Genomic DNA, 25,986 nt, shown 5'->3' on the forward strand with positions numbered 1-25,986 from the left:
AACCTTGCGGAGCCATGGATGGCGGAGCAGAGCGTACAGGGACGTATTCACAGCGTGTTTCGGGAAGCGCCCCCGGAACCGCGACTTGCACCACTGCAAAAATTACTCGGCAGCAGCGACGTGGTCACCGTAAGCTGCAGCATCCATAAGGCCGTCCAGCTCACCAAGGTCCGCCAGCTTCACCTTGAACATCCAGCCATCGCCATAAGGATCTTCGTTCACAATCTCCGGCTCGTCCTCGAGCTTCTCATTAATCTCGATAACCTCGCCAGTCACCGGACTGAACACATCCGAAGCAGACTTAACCGACTCAGCCACACCAGCCTCCTCGCCACCATTCACCGTAGCGCCAACCTCCGGAACACCAATGTAAACCACATCACCCAACTGCTCCTGGGCAAAATCGGTAATCCCCACGGTGGCTGTGCCATCGGCATCCACCCGAACCCACTGATGAGTTTCGATGTATTTCAGATCTGCAGGAATATCGCTCATGATTTTGTGTGTCCTGTTGAAATTTTTCGCGCAGTTTAACCGAAGATCCTAGCCCCAGCGAACCTCACGCGCCAACTTCACAAACTCGGAAAGATAATCCACCGACTCATCCCGCTCCCGGAAGCCCAGAAAAATCTGTTTGGGCATACCCTCTTTACCCAGCTTCAGCGCAGTAATTGGCAGGTTTCTGGCGTACTCATCCACCAGCCAGCGCGGCAACGCACTCACTCCCCGGCCCGCAGCCACCATCTGCAACATGATATCAGTGGTTTCGATGGTCTTGTGCCGGGCGGGCGTGCAGTGGGCCGGCAGGAAAAACCGGGTAAAAATATCCAGCCGCTCCACCGCCACCGGGTAGGTAATCAGGGTTTCTTTCTCCAATTGGTGGGGCTCTACCCACGCCTTGTCCGCCAGCGAGTGACCTTCAGGCACCACCAACACCTGCTCGTAGTCGAACACCGACTCAAAACATACTCCCGGCTTGTGCAGCGGATCTGGCGTTACCAGAAGATCGATGTCATGGCCGAAAAGCGCCCCCATACCACCGAACTGGAACTCTTGCTTTACATCCACATCCACATCCGGCCAATACTGCAAGTAAGGACCCACTACCTTCAGAAGCCATTGATAGCAAGGATGGCACTCCATTCCCACACGCAGGCTCCCGCGTTGGCCCCTGGCAATCTGTCGAACCTGCATTTCCGCATGTTCAAACTGGGGCAACAGGCGGTTCGCCAATCCCAACAGCTGACTGCCCGCCTGGGTAAACCGCAATTGGCGCCCTTCCCTCAGCCAGACCGGCGTGTCCAGCTGCTGCTCCAACTTGCGAACCGCATGGGACAGCGCGGATTGAGTCAGGTGCAACTGTTCCGCTGCCGCCGTCAACGAGCCATGGCGCTCCACCGCTCGCAATATCTCCAGGTGATGTCGTTCAATCATGGCCAAACCGTGAATTATTCTCATGAATAGGTGAAATAATACCATTTTTATTCATGCCATCACCCACCTAATCTTGAAGGCCTTTAACAAACCACGGAATTCAAGGATTCAATCATGGCAATCACTCACAACCTGGGCTTCCCCCGCATTGGCGGCCAGAGGGAGCTGAAATTCGCACTGGAAGCCTACTGGGCTGGCCGGCAGACCGAGCAAGAATTAGCCATCACGGCCGCCGACCTGCGCCGGCGCCACTGGCAGCAGCAAGCCGGGCTGGACTATGTACCGGTAGGTGAGTTCTCACTTTACGACCAGGTATTGGATATGTCCGTCACCCTCGGCAACCTGCCAGCACGGGCCAAAGACAACGAAGGCTCGGAACTGGACGCCTACTTCCGTGCCGCCCGGGGCCGGGGTGCCAACGACAGCCCCTGCTGCGCCACCGTCGCTGGCGAAATGACCAAATGGTTCGATACCAACTACCACTACATCGTGCCGGAGCTTCATGCCAACACCCAGTTCGAGCTGAATCCCGAACGCCTTCTGGCCCAATTGGCTGAAGCACAGAAACAGGGCGTTAATGCCAAGCCCGTGATCATCGGGCCCGTTACTTACCTGTGGTTAGGCAAAACCTCGGATGGCAGTCATCGCCTGGATTTGCTGGAGCGCCTGCTGCCAGTCTACTCGCAGCTACTGGAAGCCCTGGCCGATGCCGGTGCCGAATGGGTGCAGATTGATGAACCGGCCCTGGTGACCGATTTGGACGCCAACTGGCGCTATGCGTTCAACCTGGCCTATCACCAGTTAAAGGCCAATCGCCCGAAGCTGCTGCTGGCTACCTATTTCGGAGAGCTCCGGGATAACCTGCAACTGGCTTGCGAATTGCCGGTGGCCGGGCTGCACATCGATGCTGTGAGCGCCCCTGCTGAAGTCAGCCGCGTGGCAGATTGGCTGCCCAGCCACAAGGTGCTTTCCCTTGGTGTCATCAACGGCCGTAACATCTGGAAATCCGACCTGAACAGCATCCTAGAATGGCTGGAGCCGCTGAGTGAGAAATTGGCCGACCGCCTGTGGCTGGCGCCGTCCTGCTCGCTGCTGCATGTGCCGGTAGACCTGGATCGTGAGCAGGAGCTGGATACTGAAATCCGCAGCTGGCTGGCCTTTGCTGTGCAGAAACTTGATGAGCTGAGCACGCTGGCGAAGTCCCTGAACGAAGGCCACGCCAGTGTTCGCGCAGAGCTGGCCGCAAACCAGCGGGCCATTGACAGCCGCCGGAAATCCGACCGTGTTATCAACCCGGAGGTTCGCCGTGCCATCACCGCAGTGACGCAGGAACTGGGCAACCGCCAAAGCCCCTATCCCCAGCGAATTGCCAGGCAGCGTCAGATCCTGAACCTCCCGGCGTTCCCGACCACCACCATCGGTTCTTTCCCGCAAACGCCGGAGATCCGCCAGGCAAGGTTGCAATTCCGTAAAGGCGAACTGACCGGGCAAGCCTATACCGAGCAGATGCAGGCAGAAATCGCCCGATGCATCGAAGAGCAGGAAAAGCTGGGACTGGATGTGCTGGTTCATGGTGAGCCAGAGCGCAACGACATGGTGGAATACTTCGGTGAGCAGCTGGAAGGCTATGCCTTTACCCGCTTCGGCTGGGTGCAATCCTACGGCTCCCGCTGTGTAAAACCACCCATCCTGTTTGGAGACATCCGCCGGCCAGCAGCGATGACGGTGGACTGGATTCGTTTTGCCCAATCCCTCACCGACAAGCCGGTAAAAGGCATGCTGACCGGCCCGGTGACGATTCTGAACTGGTCCTTCGTGCGGGACGATCAGCCAAGGAAAGACTCCTGCCTGCAACTGGCCCTGGCCATTCGTGAAGAGGTACGGGACCTGGAAAAGGCTGGCGTGAACATCATCCAGATCGACGAAGCCGCGTTGCGGGAAGGCTTGCCCCTGCGCCAGTCAGACTGGGCAACGTACCTGGACTGGGCGATTAACAGCTTCCGCATCGCCGCCAATGGCGTGGATGACAGCACCCAGATTCACACCCACATGTGTTATTCGGAGTTCAACGACATCATCGAGGCCATCGCCCACATGGATGCCGACGTGATCACCATCGAGACCTCACGGTCGGACATGGAGTTGCTGGATGCTTTCCGGAACTTTGAATACCCGAATGACATTGGCCCAGGCGTGTACGATATTCACTCCCCCAACATTCCGGACAAGCAACACATCATCAATCTGATGACCCTGGCGGCAGAACGCATCCCGGCAGAACGATTGTGGATCAACCCGGACTGCGGTTTGAAAACCCGTAAATGGGAGGAAGTGACGCCAGCGCTGGAGACGATGGTGGCAGCGGCCCAGGCGTTGCGGGCCTGACACTCGGACAGGTGCTGTCCCTATATATTCACAAGCCGGCGAACAGGCCGGCCATTGGGAATATATAGGGACATATTGATCGGCTAGTAACCGGTGCTCTTCTCGTCCAGATCAAACTCGAACTCATTCGCCCGGCATACTTCCGTGGAGTACTGCCCGGAAGGCTCAAGCTCAAACCAACGGTATCCAGGCGCCAGCGGCTCTACGGCAAATTTACTGGAGCCAGTGGCGAACTGGATGCAAGTGGAAGGCGTGGCAAGCAGCTGCACGCTATTGCGCTGCTGTTGGAGATCCTGGTGAATATGTCCCCAGAGCACGACTTTCACTTGGGGGTGCCTGTCGATCACCTGCCAGAAAGCATCGCGGTTCTTCAGGCCGATTTTTTCCATCCAGTCGGAGCCAATGTCCACCGGGTGATGGTGCAGGCACACCATGGTGGGTAACTCCGGGTGCTGCGACAGCGACTCGTCCAGGAAAGCAAGCTCCGGCGGCGAAAGCTCACCGAACACCTTGCCGTGCACGGAAGAGTCCAACATCACAAAATGCCAGCCTCCCTGCACGACCCGTTTTTGCTCCGCCTGAAACTCCGCTGCTATGGACGACAACAAGTCGGAATCGTCATGATTGCCGGCGATCCAGAGCGAAGGACAGTTAAACGCTTTCAACTGCTCGCCAAAATACCGATAGGCCTCAGATGACGCATCCTGAGTAAGATCACCGGTCGCGAGGATCAGATCCGGCTGGCCATGGTTGCGCAATACTTCATCAATCACAGCCGCCAGGCTGTCACGGGTATTGACCCCAAGCAACGCGCCATCTGCCGACGCCATCAGGTGCGGGTCGGTCAGCTGCAATACCTTCAGGGGGCGAGCAGTATGCGCAGTGGTCATTCAGGGCCTGTTGTCTTGAGTGCAACCGTTTGATATTTCAGACAAGTGTACGACGGCTGCGTTCCGTTTTATCAGTTTTAAATGGTAGGTAGGTCACATTCTGGCCCGCCACCACAAAGATTTTGCAGTTTTTGACAACTATGGCACAGGCAAAGCCGGGAGCAAGTCAGACTTTCAGCGCACTGTGGCGCAGTTCATGACAGAGACAACGAATTCAGTCGCAGCCTTCGCCCGCAGACCAGGCGGCGTGCTCCATAGGCAGGTGTCCAAACCGCAGGCAGTAATCCAGCCAATCGGCCAGAAACCCATTAACCTGAACTTTCTCATCCGGGTGATGCATGAACCGGTTCGGGTAGTCGTTTACCGGCGCAATCTGGCGCTGCCGGTAGCAACTGATCACCTCAGCCATGAGCGCGTCATGGTAGACCCGCACCGTCATTTGCGGATTGTTGAGCCAACGGCCACTGTTGTGAACCTGCTCAAGCAACAGGGTTTCCGTGAACCTGGCGGTTTGCAGCACTTCTATGCGCACCCTGCCCAGGTACTGGTTTTCCCGGTGCAGCTCAAATTCGCACACGGGCTTGCCATCGGCCTCCAAGTGGCGCAGCTTGCGCAGGCGCTGGTAGTTGCCATCACACAGCGCACCCAACTGACGCAGATCCGGCACATACGGCTTAGGCCGTTTTACCCACTCGGTCATGCCCGCCACTCCCGGCGCAGCCTGTCCCGGTTAAGCTGCAGCCATTGGATAGCGATGATGGCGGCAGCGTTGTTGATACGGCCATCGGCAATCATGGCGAAGCACTCTTCAGCGCTGACCACGTGGCTGAGAATATCTTCGTGTTCGTGCTCCATACCGAAAACACCGCCAGCTTCGGCCGTACTGACCTGTCCGCAATAAAGGTGAATCATTTCGGTGGTGCCACCCGGAGACACCAGGTAATCGCAGATTTTATCAAGTCGGCTAAAGCTCAACCCTGCCTCTTCCTGCCCTTCCCGCTGGGCCACGTCTTCCGGGCTTTCGCCGTCTTCATTCATGCCGGCCACGAGCTCCAGCAACCAGGGCGACTGGTTACGGCCCAGAGCGCCGAGGCGAAACTGTTCCAGCAGCACGACTTCGTCCCGTTTCGGGTCGTAGGGGAGCACGCAGGTGGCGTCGCCCCGAACGAAAAGTTCGCGGGTGAAGGTGGGCATGTCGCGGCCGTCAAAGCGCGGGTGAGCCAGCCAGAGCTTGTCCATGCGGAAGAAGCCCTGGAAAACGGTTTCGCGTTTTTCGACGGTGACGTCGCTGGCGTTGAACTGGAACGGTTTCGGCATTCGTGTTTCCGGTTTGGTGTTCGGCTTGGAACGATAGCCTTTGGGGTTGCTTGGGTGCAAGTGTCTTACGGCTGGCTTTGGATTACGGTTCTGCCCACAGCCTGCTGAGCTTGGGAGGTGGGCGTGTCGGGTAGGGCCTCCAAAAACACGCTCCTTCGGCCCATCCCTGGGGCGCTTGGGCTCCGCCATCCCTGGCTCCGCACAGTTTTTGGAGGCCCTACCCGACACGCCCAGTCCAACATTGTGCAATCCGCTCAGAACGAATGCATAGGGTATGAGTAAAGCGATTACTGCAAAGGCCAGTAAGAGCCGGGGTGGTGGCCTTGTTCAGAAACGTGCGGAGCCAGGGATGGCGGAGCCCGAGACGCACAGGGACGTCTCGAGTCGCTTTCTGAACAAGGCCACCACCCCGGTTCTAAGCACCCAGCCAGAAGGCTAGGCGATCACGAACCCCAACTCAAACCTTGTCGTAAAGCTTGGAGCCAGACTCCACGAACTCCCGCGATTTGGCCTGCATGCCGGCATCAATCGCCGATACCTCGTCGATGCCCTGCTCTGCCGCGTAATCCCTTACTTCCTGCGAGATCTTCATGGAACAGAACTTCGGCCCACACATGGAGCAGAAGTGGGCCACCTTCGCCGATTCCTTGGGCAGGGTCTCATCGTGGAAAGCGCGGGCGGTGTCCGGGTCCAGGCCGAGGTTGAACTGGTCTTCCCAGCGGAACTCAAAACGGGCCTTGGACAAGGCATTATCGCGGATCTGGGCCCCCGGATGGCCCTTGGCCAGATCGGCCGCGTGGGCGGCGATTTTGTAGGTGATGATGCCGGTTTTTACATCATCCTTGTTCGGCAGCCCCAGGTGCTCCTTCGGGGTAACGTAGCAGAGCATGGCGCAGCCGAACCAGCCAATCATGGCCGCACCAATTCCGGAAGTGATGTGGTCGTAGCCTGGAGCAATATCCGTGGTCAGTGGGCCGAGGGTGTAGAACGGCGCTTCGTCGCAGCATTCCAGCTGCTTGTCCATGTTCTCTTTGATCAGGTGCATGGGTACATGGCCGGGGCCTTCGATCATGCACTGGACGTCGTGCTTCCAGGCAATTTTGGTGAGCTCGCCCAGGGTTTCCAGTTCGCCGAACTGGGCGGCGTCGTTGGCATCCGCGATAGAACCGGGGCGCAGTCCGTCGCCGAGGCTGAAGGACACATCGTAGGCCTTCATGATCTCGCAAATGTCTTCGAAGTGCTCGTACAGGAAGCTCTCTTTGTGGTGAGCCAGGCACCATTTGGCCATGATGGAGCCGCCACGGGACACGATGCCGGTGGTACGTTTCGCGGTCAGCGGCACGTGATGGAGCCGCACGCCGGCGTGGATGGTGAAGTAGTCGACGCCCTGCTCAGCCTGTTCGATCAGCGTGTCGCGGAAGATTTCCCAGGTCAGGTCTTCAGCCACGCCGCCCACTTTCTCCAGGGCCTGGTAAATGGGCACGGTGCCGATGGGAACCGGCGAGTTGCGGATAATCCACTCGCGGGTTTCGTGGATGTTCTTGCCGGTGGACAGATCCATCACCGTGTCGGAACCCCAGCGGATACCCCAGGTCAGTTTTTCGACTTCGTCTTCGATGGACGAGGTGACCGCCGAGTTGCCGATGTTGCCGTTGATCTTCACCAGAAAGTTACGGCCGATGATCATCGGCTCGGTTTCCGGGTGGTTGATGTTGGCGGGAATGATGGCGCGGCCACGAGCCACTTCGTCGCGAACAAACTCGGGGGTGATCTCTGGTGGCAGATTGGCACCGAAAGACTGGCCTGGGTGCTGGTCCGCCAGCAGACCATTTTCGCGGGCTTCCTGCAATTTCATGTTCTCCCGGATGGCGATGTATTCCATCTCCGGGGTGATGATGCCCTGGCGGGCGTAATGCATCTGGGACACGTTTTTACCCGGCTTCGCTCGCAGAGGTTTACGCTCATCCATAAAGCGCAACGGGTCGAGCTGGGGGTCTTTCATGCGCCGGCGGGTGAATTCGGAGGTGTAGCCATCCAGCTGCTCCACATCGCCCCTCTCGGCAATCCAGTTGGCGCGAACCGGGGGCAGGCCTTTTCTCAGGTCGATGGAGGCCTCAGGGTCGGTGTAAGGCCCGGAAGTGTCGTACACAACGACCGGCGGGTTCTTTTCGCCGCCCATTTCCGTGGGGGTGTCTCCCACAGTAATTTCCCGCATAGGCACGCGCAGATCGGGTCGGCTACCCTGCACGTATATTTTTCGTGAGCTTGGTAATGGTTTGATTGCTGCGGAGTCCACTTTCGCGGAGTCGCTGAGGTAAGCTGGCAAGTCCGTCATGATCTGCTCCCGTTGAGGCTGATGGTGTCGGGTCGCGTATGACGGAGTTACGACAAGATGCCACCAAAGGCATGTTGACGCGGTTCATATGGTCTTAATTCCTACGCCGGTATTATCCGGATCAGGTCGCGGGTTCTGCGTTGCAATCTCAGCCGATCACCATGTTCTGGCAATTCGGCACCCCGTCAAGACGCGATAAGTATTTTGTTTTGCTCACAAAATGGTTGAGCTATGCAAGTGTAGAGGCCGGACTGATTATTGTCCATAATGGTCAACCAATACCTTTGGGTCACTATCAGGGCAGCTCTATCACTCTGCGCGATGGCCTTCCGATTCCCGTATCCCGATCACGGATGCCCGGAGATAGCATGTCAGGAGAAACAATGAAGAAACGTTTACTTCCAGGATTGATCACCCTGCTCGCAGCCCAGCCTGCCTTTTCTCTGGATTTGATGGAAACCTACGAGAAGGCGCTATCATACGATTCGGGCATTGCCTCCGCGCTGGCACAATTCCAGGCGCAACAGGCGGCCAGCGATGTCAGCAGGAGCACACTTCTGCCGCAAGTCGGCGCGTTTGCTGAGGCCAACCACACCGATTTCGACGCCAAGAATGGCCCGGGAGACAGCTATAAGGCCCTGAACTACGGCGTTCGGCTGAGCCAACCGGTGTTTCGTGCCGACAGCTGGTTCCGCTACGATGCCAGTCAGTTCCAGACCGAAGCCGCCCAGGCTCAGTACAACCTGGCCCAACAGCAGCTGATTCTGGACGTCGCCACCGCTTACTTCAACGTGCTGCGTGCCCAGGATACGGTGACAACCGCACGCGCCACCGAAGCAGCCATCCAGCGGCAGTACGAGCAGGCTCAGGAACGCTTTGATGTCGGCCTGATTGCCATCACCGAGGTCTATGAGGCCCGCGCCAGTTACGATGACAGTAAAAGTCAGCGCATCGCCGCTGAAAACCAGCTCAACGTTGCCCGTGAACAACTGGCGCGTTTGACTGGCGAATACGCAGAGGATCTGGAAAACCTGCGCGAGAACTTCCCGCTTGGCCGACCGGAGCCGATGGATCCTTCTGCCTGGGAAAACACCGCACTTGAGCAGAACTGGGTTATTCAGTCTGCGCTTTATCAGTTGAATGCCAACGAGGCCAACCTGAAGGTCGCGAAATCCGGCCACCTGCCTACGCTTGACCTGTTTGCGTCTTATGGCAAGTCTGAACTGGATGGCGCCAAGAATACCCAGCAGGAAGGCACACAAGGCGTTATTGGCCTTGAGCTGAACGTTCCCCTCTACATGGGTGGCGGCACACAAGCCGGCGTGCGCCAGCAGCGCTCACTGGTTACCGCCGCGCAGGAAGACCTGAACACAACGCGCCGGGATGTTCGGGTTAACACCCGCAGCCTGTACCTGACCGTAAATAATAACGTTGAAACCGCCTCAGCCCTGGAACAGACCATCATCTCCCGCCGCAGTGCGCTGGACGCGACCCGTGCCGGTTACGATGTGGGAACCCGGAACATTGTGGAAGTGCTGGATGCCGAGCGGGCGTATTACGTGGCCCTGCGGGATTATGCCAATGCCCGTTACGATTACGTGATTAACACGTTACAGCTGAAACAGGCGGCAGGCACTCTGAGCCCGCAAGACCTGATTGAACTGAACAACTGGCTCAGCGCCAGCGCCAGGGGCATCGAAGCTCTGGCAGAAGAAGATCTGACCCTGGACGACCCCACGCAGTAATGGCACCGTCGTCCGTGTGATTCCGGTGGCGACTGCCCCGGAATCACAGCCTTTCTATTATCCCCTCAACCACTCTGTCTAATGCGCCCCGGTTTTTGTTAACCACCGCCAGTGCTCGCTCCCCATAGGCTTTGCGTTCCGCCGGGTTGGCAAACAATAGATTGATCGCCCGAGCCAGATCGTCTGCCCCCTGAACCAACTGCACACCCTGGTCTGCCAGCAACCGTTCGTAGATGGTCTCGAAATTGAACACATGAGGCCCGGAAAACACCGGGATACCCCAGGCTGCCGGCTCCAGCGGATTGTGACCGCCCCGTTCGATCAGTGAACCTCCCACAAAGGCAAGGTCGCTGGCGCCGTAGAGCATCATCAGCTCGCCCATGGTATCGGCCAGATAAACCTGCGCGCCCCCAGCACTCTGCGCCTGAGATCGCCGTGCAACCTGAAAGCCCAGCTCCTGTGCCATGACCGCCACGGCGTCAAAGCGTTCCGGGTGGCGCGGAACAATAATCAACAGGGCATCAGAGTGTCCCGCAAGCACCAATCGGTGAGCCTGAAGCAGCTGTTCATCCTCGCCACTGTGTGTGCTGCCGGCGATCCAGACCGGACGGGGGCCAAGCGTGGTACGAAAACGTTCAGAGGCAAGCCGGACATCCTCCGGGATGTCTACATCGAACTTCACACTGCCCGTCACCTCAACGTGGCTTGCGGCAACCCCAATTCGACGAAAGCGTTCTGCATCCGGTTCTGCCTGGGCCGCCACCCAGGTGATGCTTTTCATGATCGGCGCCGCCAGCCCCCTGACCCGCTCGTAGCCCCTGGCAGAGCGCTCCGACAGACGGGCGTTGATCAGAAACACCGGCACGTTTTTGCGGCGGCACTGGCTGATCATATTGGGCCAGATCTCGGTTTCCATGATGACCAGAATGCGGGGATTGACCCGCCGCAGAAATCGACGGATGGCGCCCGGTGTGTCGTATGGCGCGTAGGCATAGGTTACCCTGTTACCAAACATTTTCCGGGCCTGGGCAAGGCCGGTGTCGGTCATGGCGGTCATCAGAATGGTGGCACCGAGATTGCGCGCCAACAGTCGACGCACCATGGGGCCGGCGGCGATGGTCTCGCCCACGGAGACCGCATGCACCCAGATTACAGGCCCGGGTATGGAAGGCACGTGGCCCAGGCGATGCTGCCAGTCTTGCCTGAGCGCCGGCGCCTTGCGGCCTTGCCACCAAAGCCGGATGAGAATAAACGGCAGAGCCAGGCGAATCAGCAGGGAATAGATAAACTGGAACACGCAGGACTCCCGGCAAAACAGTGCGTTATCATAGGGCGAAAAATGTCGAGGGGTTGCATCTTGCCCCCGGGTTAAACGTTTGTCGATGCAGGATTCACGATTTTGAAAAAGAAGTACCGCAAACTTCCGAGAAATACCGACTACTCAGCTTACCGTCATCCCCGCTGGTGGCCAACCTGGCTGGGCGTTAGCGTGATGTGGCTGGTGGCGCAACTGCCCATCCGGTTTCAATGGTGGCTGGGTAAAATCGCGGGCTTACTCGCATGGAAACTGGCCAAGAGCCGCCGGCACATCACCGAGGTCAACATTCGCCTGTGCTTTCCGGAGTTGAATGAACAGCAACAGGCGGCCCTGGTACGTAATGCCTTTATCGCCAATGGTATTGGTCTGATGGAACTGGGCATTGCCTGGTTCCGGGACCCGGCCAAGCTGACCGGCATGACCCGCATCCACGGCATCGAGCATTTCGAGAAAGCGCTGGAAGCCGGCAAGGGTGTGCTGCTATTGGGCGGCCATTACAGCACGCTCGACCTGGGTGGCAGCCTGGTCACCGAATACATAGAAGCTGACGTTATGCAGCGTGATCACAACAATCCGTTGATGAATGCCGTAATGACCAGGGCCCGGGGCCGGCGCTATGGCAACGTACTAGGTGCCCGCGACCTGCGCGGCCTGTTCAGGAGCCTCAAGAAAAATCGCGCCGTGTGGTACGCGACAGATCAGGACTACGGCCGCAAGGACATCGTGTTCGCCCCCTTCTTCGGCATTCCCGCCGGCACCATCACAGCCACCTCGCGAATTGCCGAACGCAGCGGCTGTAAAGTCGTGCCCTTCAGCCATTTTCGCCGCGATGACAAGCCCGGCTATGACATCTATTTCCACCCCGCCCTTGAGAACTTCCCAAGCGGTGACGACCTGGACGATGCAACCCGAACCAACGCCGTTATTGAGCAGGAAATCCGCAAAGCGCCAGACCAATACCTGTGGATGCACCGGCGCTTTAAAACCCGCCCCGACCGCGACGACCCCGGCTTTTACGGGCGCAAGCGCAAGGAATAACCCGTGAGCAATCACTCGCAAGCACCGGTTGTCTGGCTGCTGACAGACAACAAGCCCGGCCACAAAAACCAACTCAAGGGGCTGGGCAATCGCCTGCGGGTGCTGACCGGCGCGGCGCTCTACTGGATCAGTGCCGAAGAATACCCGGTACCTCTGTGGCGGGCCCTGCTGGGTGTGGCCCCAGCTATGGATACAGCACTGCCCAAACCGGACCTGATTGTGGCCGCAGGCACCGGTACTCATCGTTTATTACTGGCACTTCGGCGCCTGGGCAAGGCCAAAACCCTCGTACTGATGAAACCGGCCTTCCCACTGGGCTGGGTAGATGGCGCGATTATCCCGGCCCATGACGAGGTAAAGCCTGCTAACAACATCCTGCACACCGAAGGCGTGATCAACACCATCACACCCCTCGCCCGGCTAACCAGCAAACCGGAAGCCCTGATCCTGGTGGGTGGACGTTCGGAACATTTCGATTGGGACGACGATGCCATTCTGAACCAGGTCAGTGACCTTATTGCGCGCTACCCTCAATGGCGCTGGACCATCACCGATTCCCGGCGCACGCCGGAAACGACCAGCGAGCGACTGGCCGAATTGCAGAGCCCGAAAATCTCCGTAGTGCATCACACCCGTACCCACGACGACTGGCTCAGCCACCAGCTCGCTGCTTCCCGCGCGGTCTGGGTAACGCCGGACAGCATTTCCATGGTGTGCGAAGCCGCCACTTCCGGCGTGCCCACCGGCCTGCTGAGTTTGAATGCGCGTGCCAACAGCCGCGTGGCGAACGGGGTAAAACGCCTGACAGAGCGGGGGCTGATTGCCCACTGGGCAGACCATGCCAGCGTGATGGCCGAACAGGCAGAAAGGCATGAACGACTCTGGGAAGCCGACCGGGCTGCCCGATGGGTGGCGGGTAACTATTTGGCTGCTTTTCAACAATCAGGAAAGGAGGCCAGGCAATGAAGATTCTCCAGGCTCTTCCTGCGCTCTATAGCGGTGGTGTGGAAAGAGGCACGGTGGAATTCGCCGCCGAGCTGGTCAAGCGTGGCCATGAGTCTTTTGTGGTCTCCAACGGTGGGCCCATGGCAGAGCAAGTGCGCGGCCAGGGCTCAACCCACATCCACATGCCCATCCACCGGAAAACGCCCGCGTCTTTCGGGCAGATTCTGCCCATGCGCAAGCTGTTGCAGGAGCTGCGGCCTGACATTGTTCATGTCCGCTCCCGCATGCCCGCCTGGATTATCCATCTGGCCCTGAAGACCCTGCCTGCCGACCAACAGCCCGCCGTTGTCTCGACCTTTCACGGCATGTATTCCGTTAATCCCTACAGCGCCATCATGACCAGGGCGCACCAGATCATTGCCGTCTCCAATTGCGTGCGGGATTACGTGTTGAAGAATTTCGAGGTAGCGGAAGACAAGCTGACGGTGATCCAGCGCGGCGTCGACATCGACGCCTTCCGCAACCGCGCCATCAACGACCAGTGGCTGGACATCCTCCTGTCCCGCTTCCCCCAACTGGCCGGCAAGAAAATCATTATGATGCCCGGCCGCATTTCCCGCTGGAAAGGCCAACTGGACTACCTTGAAGCCATGGCCCGCATTGTCCGCCAGCGGCTGGACTGTCACGGCATCATCGTGGGCGGGGCCGAACCGGGAAAAGAACGATTCCTGCAGGAGCTGGAAAGAGAGCGCAGCCGGCTAGGCCTGACCGATAAAGTCACATTCCTCGGCCAGCGCAACGACATGACCAACCTGTATCTGTTCGCTGATGTGGTTTGCCACATGTCCACCAAGCCAGAACCCTTCGGACGCACGGTGACCGAAGCCCTGGCGTCCGGCACGCCAGTGGTGGCCTACAACCGGGGCGGTGCGGCGGAAACGCTGCAGGCATGCTTTCGGGACGGACTGGTGACGCCGGATGATACCGGGGCATTCGCCAGTGCTGTGCTGGGATTGCTGGATAAGCCCCGGCCGGAGATTGAGTTGCCGGAGCGGTTTTTGTTGCGGGCGCAGACGGAGGCGACGCTTCGGGTATACCAACAGGCCCTGAACGGGAGGCCCGATTGAAGGTCGCCCTGATACTCGCAACGCCTGGTAGTGCCTGGGGTGGCATGGAAAAACATGTGGCGGACCTGGCGGAAGCCCTCACGAGCCTCGGGCATGAGGTGCACATAATCGCCCATCCTGACTACCGCTCGCACTTCCCATTCCCCGAGTTTCATCCGTGCCCGATGAAGCTGAGCCGAAACAACCCCTGGCTTCGTTGGTGTGTTTCCCGGATATTGAAGCGGGTTTCGCCCGATATTGCTCATGCCCACGGCAATAAAGCCGCCGTCATACTCGGCAGGTTGCCTCGTCAGACCTGGCAAACCGTAGGGACGATTCACGGAAGCAAATCAAACCTTCGCCCTTTCCTTCTGCTGGACAAAGTCATTGCCGTCAGCGGGTCGATCTACGAGGGCCTTAGTCACCGGTCCCGTCATCTGATTTACAATGGAATCCGGAAGGAAACCCCGGAATCGCCCCCCGGCAACTATCCACTCCCCCAAACAACGAACGTCATTGCTGCCGGGAGGCTGGAGCCAGTAAAGGGGTTCGACATGCTAATCCAGGCATGGAGCATGATCCATGACCGCTTTCCGACGGCACACCTCACCATCTTTGGTGACGGCTCTGAAGCCAGAAACCTGCATCGGCTGATTGGCGATGAAAGCCTGAGACACTCGGTGAAGATGGCAGGACACCAAACAACGCTGGCATCGGCATTGTCCAATGCAGACTTGATGGTTCTCAGCTCAAGGCGGGAGGGGTTTCCTTACGTTTTGATCGAAGCCTTGATGGCCGGACTGCCGGTGGTCTCAACCCCGGTTTCCGGCAGTGTCGACCTGCTTCCCGAGAACGCGCTCGCCAGGGATATTTCCGCGCAGGCTATCGCCGACGTCATCGCCAGCGCACTGAACAACCTGGATGGTCTTCAAGAATCTGAGCAATCCGCATTCGACTATGCGCAGACACATCTCACGCTCAGGGGCATGGCAGAGGCAACCGTCAGAGTGTATCAAGCCGAATAGCACCTGTGAGAGCGTCTTACTGCTCCTCGCCACCGGAACGACTGATTCTCTCGAGCATCTGCAATTCCCTTGCCTTCGCCAACCGCATGAAATTACGGTTTGCGGCCACTACTGAAACACTGAACCCGAACCAGCCATTCAATACCTGACGGTGGATCAGGTAATACTTCAAAAACTTAAAAGGAAATTCGACCATCAAACGCGGGGTCGAAATTCGCCTGCCCTTCTCATAGAGGAACCGGGCCTGCTCACTGGACAGTTGAATGTACTTTCTCTCCATCTGCTCCAGAGAAATCAATGTCCTGTGCAAGACATCGCCTTTGAGCTCCAACACACTACCTGTATGCACTCTAGGCCGATCATCGTTACTGTGTTTTTCCGCATGGATCGCAGCCCGTTTCCGATTGTAGAGCCGCAGGATCTTCTTGGACTTGTCGTGCCGAAAAGGGTGCCTCGGGTTAGGGGACGACAAAACCCAACGCATACGATAACCAGCGATATCCGGAGAGATCGGCTTGGAAAACAGCTGCTTGATGTTTCGTACCAGGGTATCGGAAAGCACTTCATCAGCATCCAGATCAAGTACCCAGTCGTTCGCACACAGGCTGGCGGCATAGGCCTTCTGGCTCGCAAAGCCTTCCCATTCCCGATAAACCACCCGGGCGCCCGCGGCCTCTGCTAGTTCACAGGTTCGGTCTGTACTACCCGAATCAACAACGATGATTTCATCAGCCCAGTCCTTCACCTTCTCAAGAGATTCCGGCAGCCTCTGCTCTTCATTCAACGTGATGTAGTAAACCGATAACGGCAGTTTCATCATAAACACCCGCAAACTGGACCCTGCTCGGCCCCAAACACTGCCGAGTTAGCGCACCTGTGATAATATTCAGCCATCAGAAAAGGACAATGCTGACCGAAAGCTACGCGTGGAGCAAACACATGATTCACCCCGTCATTATGGCCGGAGGCACCGGCTCTCGCCTTTGGCCGTTATCCAGGCAACTGAACCCCAAGCAGTTCCTGAAACTGACGGACCAACATCTATCCATGCTGCAGCTGACCGTGGCCCGGCTGGATGGGATGGAATCCGCCGATCCACTCCTGATCTGCAATGAAGACCACCGTTTTCTGGCGGCTGAGCAAATGCGCCAGGCGGGCTACAAAGATGCCCGAATTATTCTGGAGCCCTGTGGGCGCAACACGGCACCGGCCATCGCTCTGGCAGCCCTGCAACTGGTCAAGAACATCGATGAAAATCAGAACCCGCTGATGCTGGTTCTGGCCGCAGACCACTTGATCAAAGACATCGCTGCGTTCCAGAGCGGCATCCAGAAGGCCATTCCTCTGGCTCAGGAGGATAAGCTGGTGACCTTCGGCATAGTACCCGGCCATGCGGAAACCGGTTACGGCTACATCCAGCAAGGCCCGAAATTGGCCGCCGACAGTTTCAGTGTCAGCCGGTTTGTAGAGAAGCCCGACCAGACTACCGCGGAAGAATACCTCGCATCCGGTGATTACCTCTGGAACAGTGGCATGTTCCTGTTCGGCGCCCGCACCTACCTTCAGGAACTGCAGAAACACCGCCCGGACATTCTCGCCATCTGCCAGGCAGCGCTGGACGACGCCAGCGAGGACCTGCACTTCACTCGCGTGAATGAAAGCGTATTCGCCGAGTGCCCGGAAGATTCCATCGATTACGCCGTGATGGAAAAGACCGATAACGCCGCCGTGGTAGCGCTCGATGCCGGCTGGAGCGATATCGGCTCCTGGTCCGCCTTGTGGGAAGTTTCCGAGAAAGACAGCTGCGGAAACGCATTCAGCGGTGATGTCATTGCCCATAACACAGGGAGCACTCTGGTCCGGGCAGACAGCCGCCTTGTGGCCACGGTTGGCGTGAAAGATCTGGTGATCATTGAAACCAAAGACGCCTTGCTGGTCGCCCATAAAGATCAGGTCCAGGATGTCAAAAAGGTGGTTGAACGCATCAAGAATGATGGTCGACACGAGCACATGAATCACCGGGAAGTCTACCGGCCCTGGGGTGTATATGATTCCATCGATAATGGCCACCGCTACCAGGTGAAACGCATCACCGTGAAGCCCGGCGCCAAGCTGTCTGTCCAGATGCACCACCACCGGGCAGAACACTGGATTGTCGTCAGCGGCACCGCAAAGGTAACCAATGGCGAGGAGTCGTACCTGGTGACCGAAAACCAGTCCACTTACATACCGGTCGGCCAGATCCATTGCCTTGAAAACCCCGGCGTTATTGATCTGGAACTGATTGAAGTGCAGTCCGGATCCTATCTGGGCGAAGACGATATTGTACGATTCGAGGACCGGTACGGCAGATCATGAGCAAATTCAAGTATTACCTGATTGCCGGCCTGTTGCGGATGGTTAGCTATTTACCCCTGGGAGCCGCACAGTTCATCGGCAAATGGCTGGGGCTCCTGGCCTGGAAACTGGGCGGCAGGCCAAAGAAGATCACCGACATCAATCTGGACATCTGCCTGCCGGAACTCACCGAAGAGCAGCGCAGGGACCTTTCCAGAGATTCGCTGGCCCATACCGGCATGACGGCCCTGGAGATCCCGCTGATGTGGGAGTGGCCCGTCGATAAGTGCCTCGGGTTGATCAAGGAAACGGAAGGCCTGGAGCTGGTTGATGAGGCCCTGGCGACCGGCAAAGGATTGATCTTGCTAGCGCCCCACCTTGGCAACTGGGAGCTGGCCGGCCTGTTTTTCTCCTCCCGGTATAAAATGGCCGCACTATACAGCCCTCCGCACATCAAGGAATTCGAAGATTACATGATTCGGGTGAGGGGGCGCCTGGGCTCCGAACTGGTGCGCGGCGACCGTAAAGGCCTGATGCGCCTGATGGGTATTTTGAAGGAAGGCGGCGTAGCCGGCATTCTTCCCGACCAATCTCCCCGGGGCAAAACCAACGCCTACGCGCCCTTTTTTGGCATGGACGTGATGACCATGACCCTGGTCGGCAAGTTGGTACAGAAAACCGGGGCCAATGTTCTGGTGACCTACGCCGAGCGCCTGCCCAACGGCGAAGGCTTCAAGATTCTGGTCACTCCGGCGGAACCTGGCATTGGTGCCGATGATACAGTGGCCGGCGCCACCGCCTTGAATCAATCCGTGGAAAAGGTGGTGCGAATGGCCCCTGAACAGTACCAGTGGGAGTACAAACGTATGCGGCACCGGCCGCCGGGGAACCCGAATCCTTATAAGCCCGGGCAGATTTGCGACTAACCGCCCGGCTGCCAGGAACTCCCTTAGGATTGCAAGGTTGCGGAGTAGAGTCCCAGGTAACGCTCCGCTACCGATGCAGGGCTGAACGCTGTTAATCCAGCCTGGGCAGCGTCTGCGAAAGCGGCGGCCTGCTCTGGGTTATCGAGGATAAACTGAATCGCCGAAGCCAAAGCCTCCGGGTCACCCGGAGATACCAGAAGACCATTCGCTTTATCGGAGATCAGATCAGGAATGCCTCCGGCTTTGGCCCCAACCACCGGCACATGATGTTGCATGGCCTCAAGAATCGTTGAGCCAAGCCCCTCGGAGAGTGAGGGGAACGCGAAGACATCCAGAGCTGCCAACCAATCCCCGACGTTATCTTTATGCCCCAGAAAACTGACGTTGGGCAAACCCTGTGCCTGGGACTTGAGCCACTGTTCATCTGGCCCTTCTCCCAGGAAAATGAACTGCACGTCTGGCCTGAGGCTGCCCAGCAAACGCGCTGCCTCAATCGTGATGTGATAACCCTTGTGCTTCAGGAGGCGCCCCACTTGGCCAACCAGGCGTTTGGCGGGATACTGCTGCCGGATAGCTTCGACGGCGTCTGGTGCGGCGGGAAAGCCTGAGAAACTCGAGGGAATGATGACAGTGTCCACGCGGCCCAGTCGCTGTTGTACAACTGATTCAATGGCCGAACTCAGGCAGACGACGGTCGCGGCTCCGCCATAGGCCGCAGACGTCAGGCGCCCGGTTCCGATGGGATTATCGACTCGCCGTGTGACGACGTAAGGCGTTCTACGCAGGCGGGACTCGATCCAGGCCCAGTAGACTGATTTACCGTCGTGGCAATGAACGAGGTCCCAATCCCCCTTGCCGTGGCCCAGCAGAAAATGTGCAGTCTCTCGCCTACCGAGCGATTGGATGCTTTCCAGCTCAGCCCATAGACGACTCCCCGGCCGGGCCACCAGCGATTGCTGAATGCCACGCTTCGCCAGCTCCCGAATCAGGTTTACGGTCTGTCGCTCACCACCGGAAAAACCTCCGGCCAGATTTACGTGGCAAATGTGCATACCAACTCGGCCCCGTCGATGTTTTAATGGCGGCAGTGTAAGAGATCGACCATGAAAAGGACATAACACTGTGAAGCTACTTGTAATCAGCTCCTATGTAGATACCTGGAACTCTGTTCGGCCAGAAGCCGAAATGCTGATCGGGCTGGCAAAATTGGGTGTCGAAGTTGAGCTGATGACACAACCGGATGCGGAGTACCGCTCCCGATTTGAAGAAAACGGCATCAAGGTACACGGTTTCCATCCCCGAAAGAAAATAGAGCCTGAAGCCATTCGTCGAATTCGTCACCTCCTGATCGAAGGCAAGTTTGACGCCGTGTACTGCTTTAACAACAAAGCCATCGCTAACACCAACCTTGCGGCAATCGGCCTGCCAGTCAAAGTTATGACCTATCGAGGCCAAACCGGCAATATCAGCCGCTGGGACCCAAGTGGCTACCTGACCCACTTAAGCCCACGGGTGGATCGAATTATCTGCGTTTCCAAAGCAACCCGCGATGACCTACAAAAGCACGTCTGGGGCAACAAAGACAAAGTTTGTACGGTCTATAAAGGCCACGATCTCGACTGGTACCAGGATACTCCGGTAGACCTCAAACAATTCGGCGTACCGGATGGCGCCTTTGTGGTTGGGTCGGTGGCAAATATCCGCCCCAGAAAAGGACTGCCAATTCTGCTGAAAGCCACACACCTTTTACCCGCGGACAGCAACATCCACCTATTGCTCGTGGGCCGGGGAATGGACAATCCAGCGGTTCAGGCTCTAATCCAGGCCAGCCCGATGGCCGACAGAATTCACCTGACTGGATACAGAAAAGACGCGCCAGCCATCATTGCGTCCTGCCAGGTATCCGTGCTGGCTTCGACCAAACGCGAGGGGCTTCCAAAAACGGTGATTGAAGCTATGGCCTATGGCGTTGCACCAATCGTCAGCGATACCGGAGGAAGTGCGGAGCTCATTGAAGATGGCGTTTCCGGCATACGCGTAACGCCCGGTAGCGCTGAAGAAATTGCTGCAGGCATTCAGCGGCTGCATGAATCCCCAGAACTATGCGCAAATATGGGCCAAAGCGCTCGAGATAGAATCGCCTCGCACTTTCACGTACAGCATTCGTCTGAAGCCCTTTTGAAGGTGCTGAGCGAAACCGTCAACGGCGAGTTTTAATCCAGAGTGCTGCGTATTTGTTGAAGGCATAAATGGCGGTGGTGACGGCCAGCAAAAACCCATGCCGGCCGTCCAGAAAACCCCTTTGAAGCAGATACTTCCGGACAAATGCGCCTAAACTGTGGGTGCAGGCGGAAAACAGTGAGGCTTTCTTGCCACGGCGGGCCCGCCCCTCGGCCCAATCCTCTGCATAACGGACGGATTTCGCCATGTAATCAGGGAAATTGGTCGCGGTATAGTGCAGTAGATCCCCGCCCAATGTCTCCACGCTGGCGCCTGGGCAGTGTACCTTTTCATGCACCAGCGCATCGTCATAACCGAATTCTTCACGGCGGTACAACCGGACCACTTTGTCGGGATACCAGCCAGAGTGCCGGATGAAACGGCCAAAAAACCACGACAACCGCATTACCTGAAACACCTTCTTCGCCGGAGCCTGTTCGATGGCGCGCTGAATGGAGGAGGCCAGTTCCGGGGTGACCACTTCGTCGGTATCGATCCAGAACAACCACTCGCCCTGCGCGTGGCTTTGGGCCCTCTGACGCTGCGGACCAAAGCCTGGCCAGTCGTCCGATTGGAAAATGCGCGCCCCGAATTGCTCGGCGACGGCCAGCGTATCGTCCGTCGAACCAGAGTCCAGCACTACAATCTCATCGGCAAAAGCCAGACTCTCCAGGCATTTGGCAAACTCAGGCCCTGCGTTTTTGGTAATCAGTACCGCGCTGAGTTTCACTGGCACGCCTCCAGAACCCGCTGCACGGAAATACCGGTCAAGCAGTTGTAATGGCCAAAACGGCAGGTGCGCTCAAAGCAGGGACTACACTCCACCGGATGCCGGACAATCGTCGCCTTATCCGTCAGCGGAGGCGTGAAATCCGGGCTGGTGGAACCGTAGATGGCAACCACATCAGCACCGGAGGCAGCCGCCACGTGCATCAAGCCGGAATCGTGACTGACCACTTTGCGGCAATGACTGAACAGGTCCACGGTATCTTCCAGGCGGGTTTTGCCACAAAGATTGAACACGCCCTCCTGACCATTGGCAATCTGCTCACCCGGCTCCACATCTTTCGGACCGCCCATAACCCAGACCTGAAAGCCCTGCTGCACCAGTTTTTCAGCGAGCGCCCGGTGGTTTTCAAGAGGCCACTGCTTTGCCGGGCCAAACTCCGCACCGGGGCAGATGGCAATGGCGGGGCGTTCCGGGTCCAGGCCCAGTTTGCCCATCACGTCGTTCAGGTTAGTCTTGTTAATCGTCAGTGACGGTTGTGGCACATCAAACCGATAGGTTTCGTAATCCGCCTTGCTGGCCCCAAGCCCCATGTAGCGCCAAACGGTTTTGTCGGTAATGGTAGAGCCGTCTCGAGTCGGGTGTCTGCGCCGGGCATCGGTCAGTAGAATCGAGCGCCCTTCCCCACTGAAACCCACTCGCTCGGGAATGCCTGCAAAGAAAGGGATCAAAGAGGACTTGAACGAACGTGGCAGGACAATGGCTTTATCATACCCTTTCAGCGTTCTGGCCAGTCGCCACTGAGCCTTCAGGGCCAGCTCGCCACTTTTCCAGGGTGCCGCAATGCCTGTATTGACCTCAGGCATACGGGCGATGATCGGGAGCGACCACCCGGGAGCCAGCACATCGATTTCTGCTTGCAGGTCCTGCTGCTTGAGGGACATGAACAGCGCCTGGGCCATGACCATATCGCCCACCCAGGACGGCCCTACCACCAGGTATTTCATCGGTCCAGCCAGGCCAGATAGCTCTTAACACCACTGGCCACATCAGCAAACTCAGCGGTGTAGCCAACATCACGCAAAGCGGTAATATCGGCCTGGGTAAAGCTCTGATAGCGCCCTTTCAGCTCATCCGGGAAGGGAATGAACTCAACACGGCCCTTGCCGTGGTAGCGGATAACAGCCTCTGCCACATCCAGAAACGACTGGGCGCGCCCTGTACCCAGGTTGAAAATGCCAGACTGTTCGGGGTTGTCGTAGAACCAGAGGTTGACCTTGCAGACATCATCCACGTAAACGAAATCCCGCTGTTGACCACCATCAGAGTAGCCATCCCACCCCTCGAACAGCTTGGGGTTCTGGCCGGCCTTGATCTGCTCGTGCAGGTGATAGGCAACGGAAGCCATCTTGCCCTTATGCTGTTCTCTGGGGCCGTACACGTTGAAGTAACGGAAGCCTACAACCTGGCTGCGGGCAGAAGGCAGGATCTTGCGCACGTACTGGTCAAACTGCCACTTGGAATAACCGTAAACGTTAAGCGGTCGTTCGCACTCGCGCTCTTCGCGAAATTCATCACTGGCTCCGTAGACGGCGGCACTGGACGCATAGAGGAACGGCACCTTGCGATCAAGGCACCAGTGCAACAACACCTTGGAGTAGGTGTAGTTGTTCTCCATCATGAACTTGCCATCCCACTCGGTGGTGTCTGAACAGGCCCCCTCGTGGAAGATGGCCCTTATACCCACCGGCAGGTCATTCGCTTTGACCCGCTCCAGGAACTCGCCTTTGTCCATGTAATCCGTGACATCCAGCTCCGCCAGGTTCCGGAAACGGGTACCGTCGGTCAGATCGTCCACCACCAAAATATCGGTTTCGCCACGCGAGTTAAGGGCGTGAATAATGTTGGCTCCAATGAAACCGGCACCGCCAGTGACGACAATCATGGTAAGGCTCCTGAAATTTCTGTGCGGACAGGCCAGAAGATGGCCGCTGTGTTCAGCCGTAATACTAACCTCTTTTGTACCTGCCTAAAACAACCAGAGCCCGAGTCTCCATCGGCCAGAACCATGATGAACACTGGATTAACGGGCGGTTAGTCTGTGAAAAAGCATATGGGACGCCTGTTGCGGCCATGGTACACTTCGCGTTTGGAACTGGTGCTGCCGCACCGGGTCGACTTTGGGATTGTTCATACCGGAGGCTCACATGTCCCAGCAAAGCAGTTACCTCGCCACCCTGGAACGGCACCGCAAAACCTTTGCAGTGATGGAAGAACACCAGGAAGCCGTCGAGCAACTGTTGGAGCTGACGCGCCAAAGCCTGAAACGGGGCGGCAAGATCATTTTCTTGGGCAACGGCGGCAGTGCTGCAGATTCGCAGCATTTGGCGGCCGAGTTCATGGTCCGCTATAAAAAAGAGCGCGGCCCCCTGGCCTCCATCGCCCTGACCACAGACACGTCCATTCTGACAGCACACCCGAACGACTACGAATTCGAGACCGTATTTGAGCGACAAGTTCTGGGCCTGGGAAAGCCTGAAGATCTGGTGATCGGCCTGACCACCTCCGGCCATAGTGAGAACATCAACCGGGCCCTGAAAGCTGCCAACGACATGGGCGCCGCAACCGTTGCTCTGACCGGCCGGGATGGCGGCAAGGTAAAAGACATCGCCAGGCTGTCCATCATCATCAACAGTGACGAAACCGCCCGCATCCAGGAGGCCCATATGTTCATCGGCCACTGGCTGTGTGAAGCGATGGATGAGGTGGTGCTGTCCGGAGGCCTTGACTGATGCTTGATCTGGCCCGGCTGGACCAGCTTCAGAACGCCTCTGTGCTGGTGATTGGCGATGTCATGCTCGACCGCTATTTCATTGGTGACACCAACCGCATTTCACCGGAAGCACCGGTGCCGGTGGTACGCGTCGCACACACAGAAGACCGGGCCGGCGGTGCCGCCAACGTTGCCAGAAACATTGCCCACCTTGATGGCCAGGCCGCCATTCTAGGCATCATCGGCAACGACACAGACGGTCGTTTGCTGAAAGATCTTCTGGTCAAGGAAAAGGTCCATTCCGAGCTCCTGGAACTGGACGACGCACGCACGATATCCAAAACTCGCATTATCTCCCGCCATCAACAGATGGTTCGGCTAGACATGGAAGACACCTTCCCCGTCGCCCAGGCCGAAAGCGTCAAGCAGCGTTACGGCGAACTGGTTGAGCAATACAATACCGTCATCATCAGCGACTACGCCAAAGGCACCCTCGCCTGTGTTGGCGACTTGATCCAGGCTGCGCGAAAGGCCGGCAAACAAGTGCTGGTGGACCCGAAAAGCAAAGACTTCTCCCTGTATCGTGGCGCAACCGTCATTACCCCAAATCTGAGTGAGTTCAAGGCCGCCGGCGGAGATGCCTCCTCAGATGACGCCATGCTGCGCTCGGCCCGCGCCATGCTGGCCGACGCGGGCATCGATACCATGCTGCTGACCCGTAGCGAGCAAGGCATGAGTCTGATCACCCCGACGGAGCACCACCATTTCCCGGCGGAAGTCCTGGAAGTAAGCGATGTCACCGGCGCCGGTGACACTGTGATTGCTACACTGGGTACCTTGCTGAGCGCCGGGTTTGATCTGAAAGACGCCGCCTGGCTGTCCAACCTTGCGGCTGGCATTGTGGTCGCCAAACTAGGCGCCGCAACCGTTTCCCCGGAGGAACTGGCTGCCCGCGCCAGCCACCAGTGGTCGGCCAAGACCAGCGGCTACCACCCCAGTGTCGAGCAGAGCCTGCTGCACATTGATTACGCCCGACAACAGGGCGAACGGATTGTCTTTACCAACGGTTGCTTCGACATCCTGCACGCCGGCCATGTGCGCTACCTGGCCCAGGCCCGGGCGCTCGGTGACAGACTGGTTGTCGGGCTGAACTCCGATGCCTCCGTGCGCCGCCTGAAGGGCGAAGAACGCCCGGTAAACTCGCTGGAAGACCGGATGGAAGTGCTATCCGCCCTGGCCTGCGTGGACTGGGTCATTCCCTTCGGTGACAACACTGAGGAGAACGACACCCCGGAGCAACTCATCCAACGGGTGAATCCGCAGGTGCTCGCCAAAGGCGGCGACTACTCAATCGACACCATCGTGGGCGCGGACTTTGTTCAGGAAAACGGCGGCGAGGTTGCCATCCTGCCCACGGTTGAAGGCCGTTCCACCACCGGGCTGATCAAGAAAGTTCGAGGCTGAC

The 25,986-nt window shown here is 57.9% G+C and carries 23 protein-coding genes and 1 riboswitch; of the genes, 11 read left to right on the forward strand and 12 right to left on the reverse strand.

The annotated features are described in order from the left end of the window. Positions 1-102 precede the first annotated feature (102 nt). Both gcvH and C7H10_RS00645 read right to left on the reverse strand, forming a co-directional pair. Complete coding sequence (gene gcvH, locus C7H10_RS00640) at positions 103-495, reverse strand: glycine cleavage system protein GcvH (RefSeq protein ID WP_106693265.1); 393 nt, start codon at positions 493-495, stop codon at positions 103-105. Between the two features lie 48 nt (positions 496-543). Then, positions 544-1,434 (reverse strand): LysR family transcriptional regulator, encoded by an 891-nt coding sequence (locus C7H10_RS00645; RefSeq protein ID WP_106693266.1) that lies wholly within the window; start codon positions 1,432-1,434, stop codon positions 544-546. Between the two features lie 114 nt (positions 1,435-1,548). Here C7H10_RS00645 and metE point away from each other — a divergent pair, with 114 nt between their 5' ends. Continuing rightward, a complete protein-coding gene (gene metE, locus C7H10_RS00650; protein WP_106693267.1) occupies positions 1,549-3,819 on the forward strand; it encodes a 5-methyltetrahydropteroyltriglutamate--homocysteine S-methyltransferase in 2,271 nt (756 codons plus the stop codon). An 83-nt stretch (positions 3,820-3,902) separates the two neighbouring features. Here metE and cpdA read toward each other — a convergent pair whose 3' ends face one another. The 4 genes from cpdA to thiC all read right to left on the reverse strand — a co-directional run bounded on the left by cpdA (position 3,903) and on the right by thiC (position 8,361). Then, a complete protein-coding gene (gene cpdA, locus C7H10_RS00655; protein ID WP_106693268.1) occupies positions 3,903-4,709 on the reverse strand; it encodes a 3',5'-cyclic-AMP phosphodiesterase in 807 nt (268 codons plus the stop codon). Between the two features lie 214 nt (positions 4,710-4,923). Continuing rightward, on the reverse strand, positions 4,924-5,409 hold the full coding sequence (locus C7H10_RS00660) for a DUF1249 domain-containing protein (RefSeq protein WP_106693269.1): 486 nt from the start codon (positions 5,407-5,409) through the stop codon (positions 4,924-4,926). Beyond that, positions 5,406-6,026, reverse strand: a complete 621-nt coding sequence (locus C7H10_RS00665; protein ID WP_106693271.1) for an NUDIX domain-containing protein — start codon at positions 6,024-6,026, stop codon at positions 5,406-5,408. The genes C7H10_RS00660 and C7H10_RS00665 overlap by 4 nt, the downstream gene beginning before the upstream one ends. Before the next feature lie 457 nt (positions 6,027-6,483). Further along, a complete protein-coding gene (thiC, locus tag C7H10_RS00670) occupies positions 6,484-8,361 on the reverse strand; it encodes a phosphomethylpyrimidine synthase ThiC (RefSeq protein WP_106693272.1) in 1,878 nt (625 codons plus the stop codon). Between the two features lie 81 nt (positions 8,362-8,442). Beyond that, positions 8,443-8,556: riboswitch (TPP riboswitch) on the reverse strand. A 188-nt stretch (positions 8,557-8,744) separates the two neighbouring features. Between thiC and C7H10_RS00675 the strand changes: the two genes are divergently transcribed. Then, entirely contained in the window at positions 8,745-10,106 is a 1,362-nt protein-coding gene (locus C7H10_RS00675) for a TolC family outer membrane protein (protein ID WP_106693273.1), read from the forward strand. A gap of 43 nt (positions 10,107-10,149) precedes the next feature. On the opposite strand, the gene waaA is transcribed toward C7H10_RS00675, so the two are convergent. Continuing rightward, complete coding sequence (waaA, locus tag C7H10_RS00680) at positions 10,150-11,403, reverse strand: lipid IV(A) 3-deoxy-D-manno-octulosonic acid transferase (protein ID WP_061332409.1); 1,254 nt, start codon at positions 11,401-11,403, stop codon at positions 10,150-10,152. 102 nt (positions 11,404-11,505) lie between these two features. Here waaA and lpxL point away from each other — a divergent pair, with 102 nt between their 5' ends. The 4 genes from lpxL to C7H10_RS00700 are packed head-to-tail and all read left to right on the forward strand — an operon-like array spanning position 11,506 to position 15,538. Beyond that, positions 11,506-12,462 carry an LpxL/LpxP family Kdo(2)-lipid IV(A) lauroyl/palmitoleoyl acyltransferase gene (gene lpxL, locus C7H10_RS00685; RefSeq protein ID WP_106693275.1) on the forward strand — a complete coding sequence of 319 codons (957 nt, stop codon included), beginning with the start codon at positions 11,506-11,508 and terminating at the stop codon, positions 12,460-12,462. Positions 12,463-12,465: 3 nt separating this feature from the next. Then, positions 12,466-13,428: a mitochondrial fission ELM1 family protein gene (locus C7H10_RS00690; RefSeq protein ID WP_106693276.1), complete on the forward strand. Its 963-nt coding sequence runs from the start codon at positions 12,466-12,468 to the stop codon at positions 13,426-13,428. Then, positions 13,425-14,534 carry a glycosyltransferase family 4 protein gene (locus C7H10_RS00695; RefSeq protein WP_106693277.1) on the forward strand — a complete coding sequence of 370 codons (1,110 nt, stop codon included), beginning with the start codon at positions 13,425-13,427 and terminating at the stop codon, positions 14,532-14,534. Before C7H10_RS00690 ends, C7H10_RS00695 begins: the two co-directional genes overlap by 4 nt. Next, on the forward strand, positions 14,531-15,538 hold the full coding sequence (locus tag C7H10_RS00700) for a glycosyltransferase (protein WP_106693278.1): 1,008 nt from the start codon (positions 14,531-14,533) through the stop codon (positions 15,536-15,538). The genes C7H10_RS00695 and C7H10_RS00700 overlap by 4 nt, the downstream gene beginning before the upstream one ends. Positions 15,539-15,554: 16 nt before the next feature. Here C7H10_RS00700 and C7H10_RS00705 read toward each other — a convergent pair whose 3' ends face one another. After that, a complete protein-coding gene (locus tag C7H10_RS00705; RefSeq protein ID WP_106693280.1) occupies positions 15,555-16,355 on the reverse strand; it encodes a glycosyltransferase family 2 protein in 801 nt (266 codons plus the stop codon). A 122-nt stretch (positions 16,356-16,477) separates the two neighbouring features. On the opposite strand from C7H10_RS00705, the gene C7H10_RS00710 reads away from it, so the two are divergent. Continuing rightward, positions 16,478-17,896 carry a mannose-1-phosphate guanylyltransferase/mannose-6-phosphate isomerase gene (locus tag C7H10_RS00710; RefSeq protein ID WP_106693337.1) on the forward strand — a complete coding sequence of 473 codons (1,419 nt, stop codon included), beginning with the start codon at positions 16,478-16,480 and terminating at the stop codon, positions 17,894-17,896. Further along, entirely contained in the window at positions 17,893-18,801 is a 909-nt protein-coding gene (locus tag C7H10_RS00715; RefSeq protein WP_106693281.1) for a lysophospholipid acyltransferase family protein, read from the forward strand. The genes C7H10_RS00710 and C7H10_RS00715 overlap by 4 nt, the downstream gene beginning before the upstream one ends. Positions 18,802-18,824: 23 nt before the next feature. Here the strand turns inward: C7H10_RS00715 and C7H10_RS00720 are convergent, their stop codons facing one another. Next, entirely contained in the window at positions 18,825-19,853 is a 1,029-nt protein-coding gene (locus C7H10_RS00720) for a glycosyltransferase family 4 protein (protein WP_106693282.1), read from the reverse strand. A 70-nt stretch (positions 19,854-19,923) separates the two neighbouring features. Between C7H10_RS00720 and C7H10_RS00725 the strand changes: the two genes are divergently transcribed. Beyond that, a complete protein-coding gene (locus C7H10_RS00725; RefSeq protein WP_106693284.1) occupies positions 19,924-21,018 on the forward strand; it encodes a glycosyltransferase family 4 protein in 1,095 nt (364 codons plus the stop codon). On the opposite strand, the gene C7H10_RS00730 is transcribed toward C7H10_RS00725, so the two are convergent. Genes C7H10_RS00730 through rfaD form a run of 3 tightly spaced genes read right to left on the reverse strand, consistent with a single transcriptional unit; the run spans position 21,002 to position 23,693 of the window. Next, positions 21,002-21,751: a glycosyltransferase family 2 protein gene (locus C7H10_RS00730; protein WP_106693285.1), complete on the reverse strand. Its 750-nt coding sequence runs from the start codon at positions 21,749-21,751 to the stop codon at positions 21,002-21,004. The two genes, C7H10_RS00725 and C7H10_RS00730, sit on opposite strands and share 17 nt — an antisense overlap. Next, on the reverse strand, positions 21,748-22,755 hold the full coding sequence (gene waaF / locus C7H10_RS00735) for a lipopolysaccharide heptosyltransferase II (protein WP_072678358.1): 1,008 nt from the start codon (positions 22,753-22,755) through the stop codon (positions 21,748-21,750). Before waaF ends, C7H10_RS00730 begins: the two co-directional genes overlap by 4 nt. Further along, complete coding sequence (gene rfaD, locus C7H10_RS00740) at positions 22,752-23,693, reverse strand: ADP-glyceromanno-heptose 6-epimerase (protein ID WP_106693287.1); 942 nt, start codon at positions 23,691-23,693, stop codon at positions 22,752-22,754. Before rfaD ends, waaF begins: the two co-directional genes overlap by 4 nt. Before the next feature lie 262 nt (positions 23,694-23,955). On the opposite strand from rfaD, the gene C7H10_RS00745 reads away from it, so the two are divergent. Both C7H10_RS00745 and hldE read left to right on the forward strand, forming a co-directional pair. Beyond that, positions 23,956-24,540, forward strand: coding sequence for a D-sedoheptulose-7-phosphate isomerase (locus C7H10_RS00745; RefSeq protein WP_106693288.1), 585 nt, complete (start codon positions 23,956-23,958; stop codon positions 24,538-24,540). Beyond that, positions 24,537-25,985: a bifunctional D-glycero-beta-D-manno-heptose-7-phosphate kinase/D-glycero-beta-D-manno-heptose 1-phosphate adenylyltransferase HldE gene (gene hldE, locus C7H10_RS00750; RefSeq protein WP_425269103.1), complete on the forward strand. Its 1,449-nt coding sequence runs from the start codon at positions 24,537-24,539 to the stop codon at positions 25,983-25,985. The genes C7H10_RS00745 and hldE overlap by 4 nt, the downstream gene beginning before the upstream one ends. Position 25,986 lies beyond the last annotated feature (1 nt).

It is taken from the genome of Marinobacter shengliensis, assembly GCF_003007715.1.
GTDB lineage: Bacteria > Pseudomonadota > Gammaproteobacteria > Pseudomonadales > Oleiphilaceae > Marinobacter > Marinobacter shengliensis.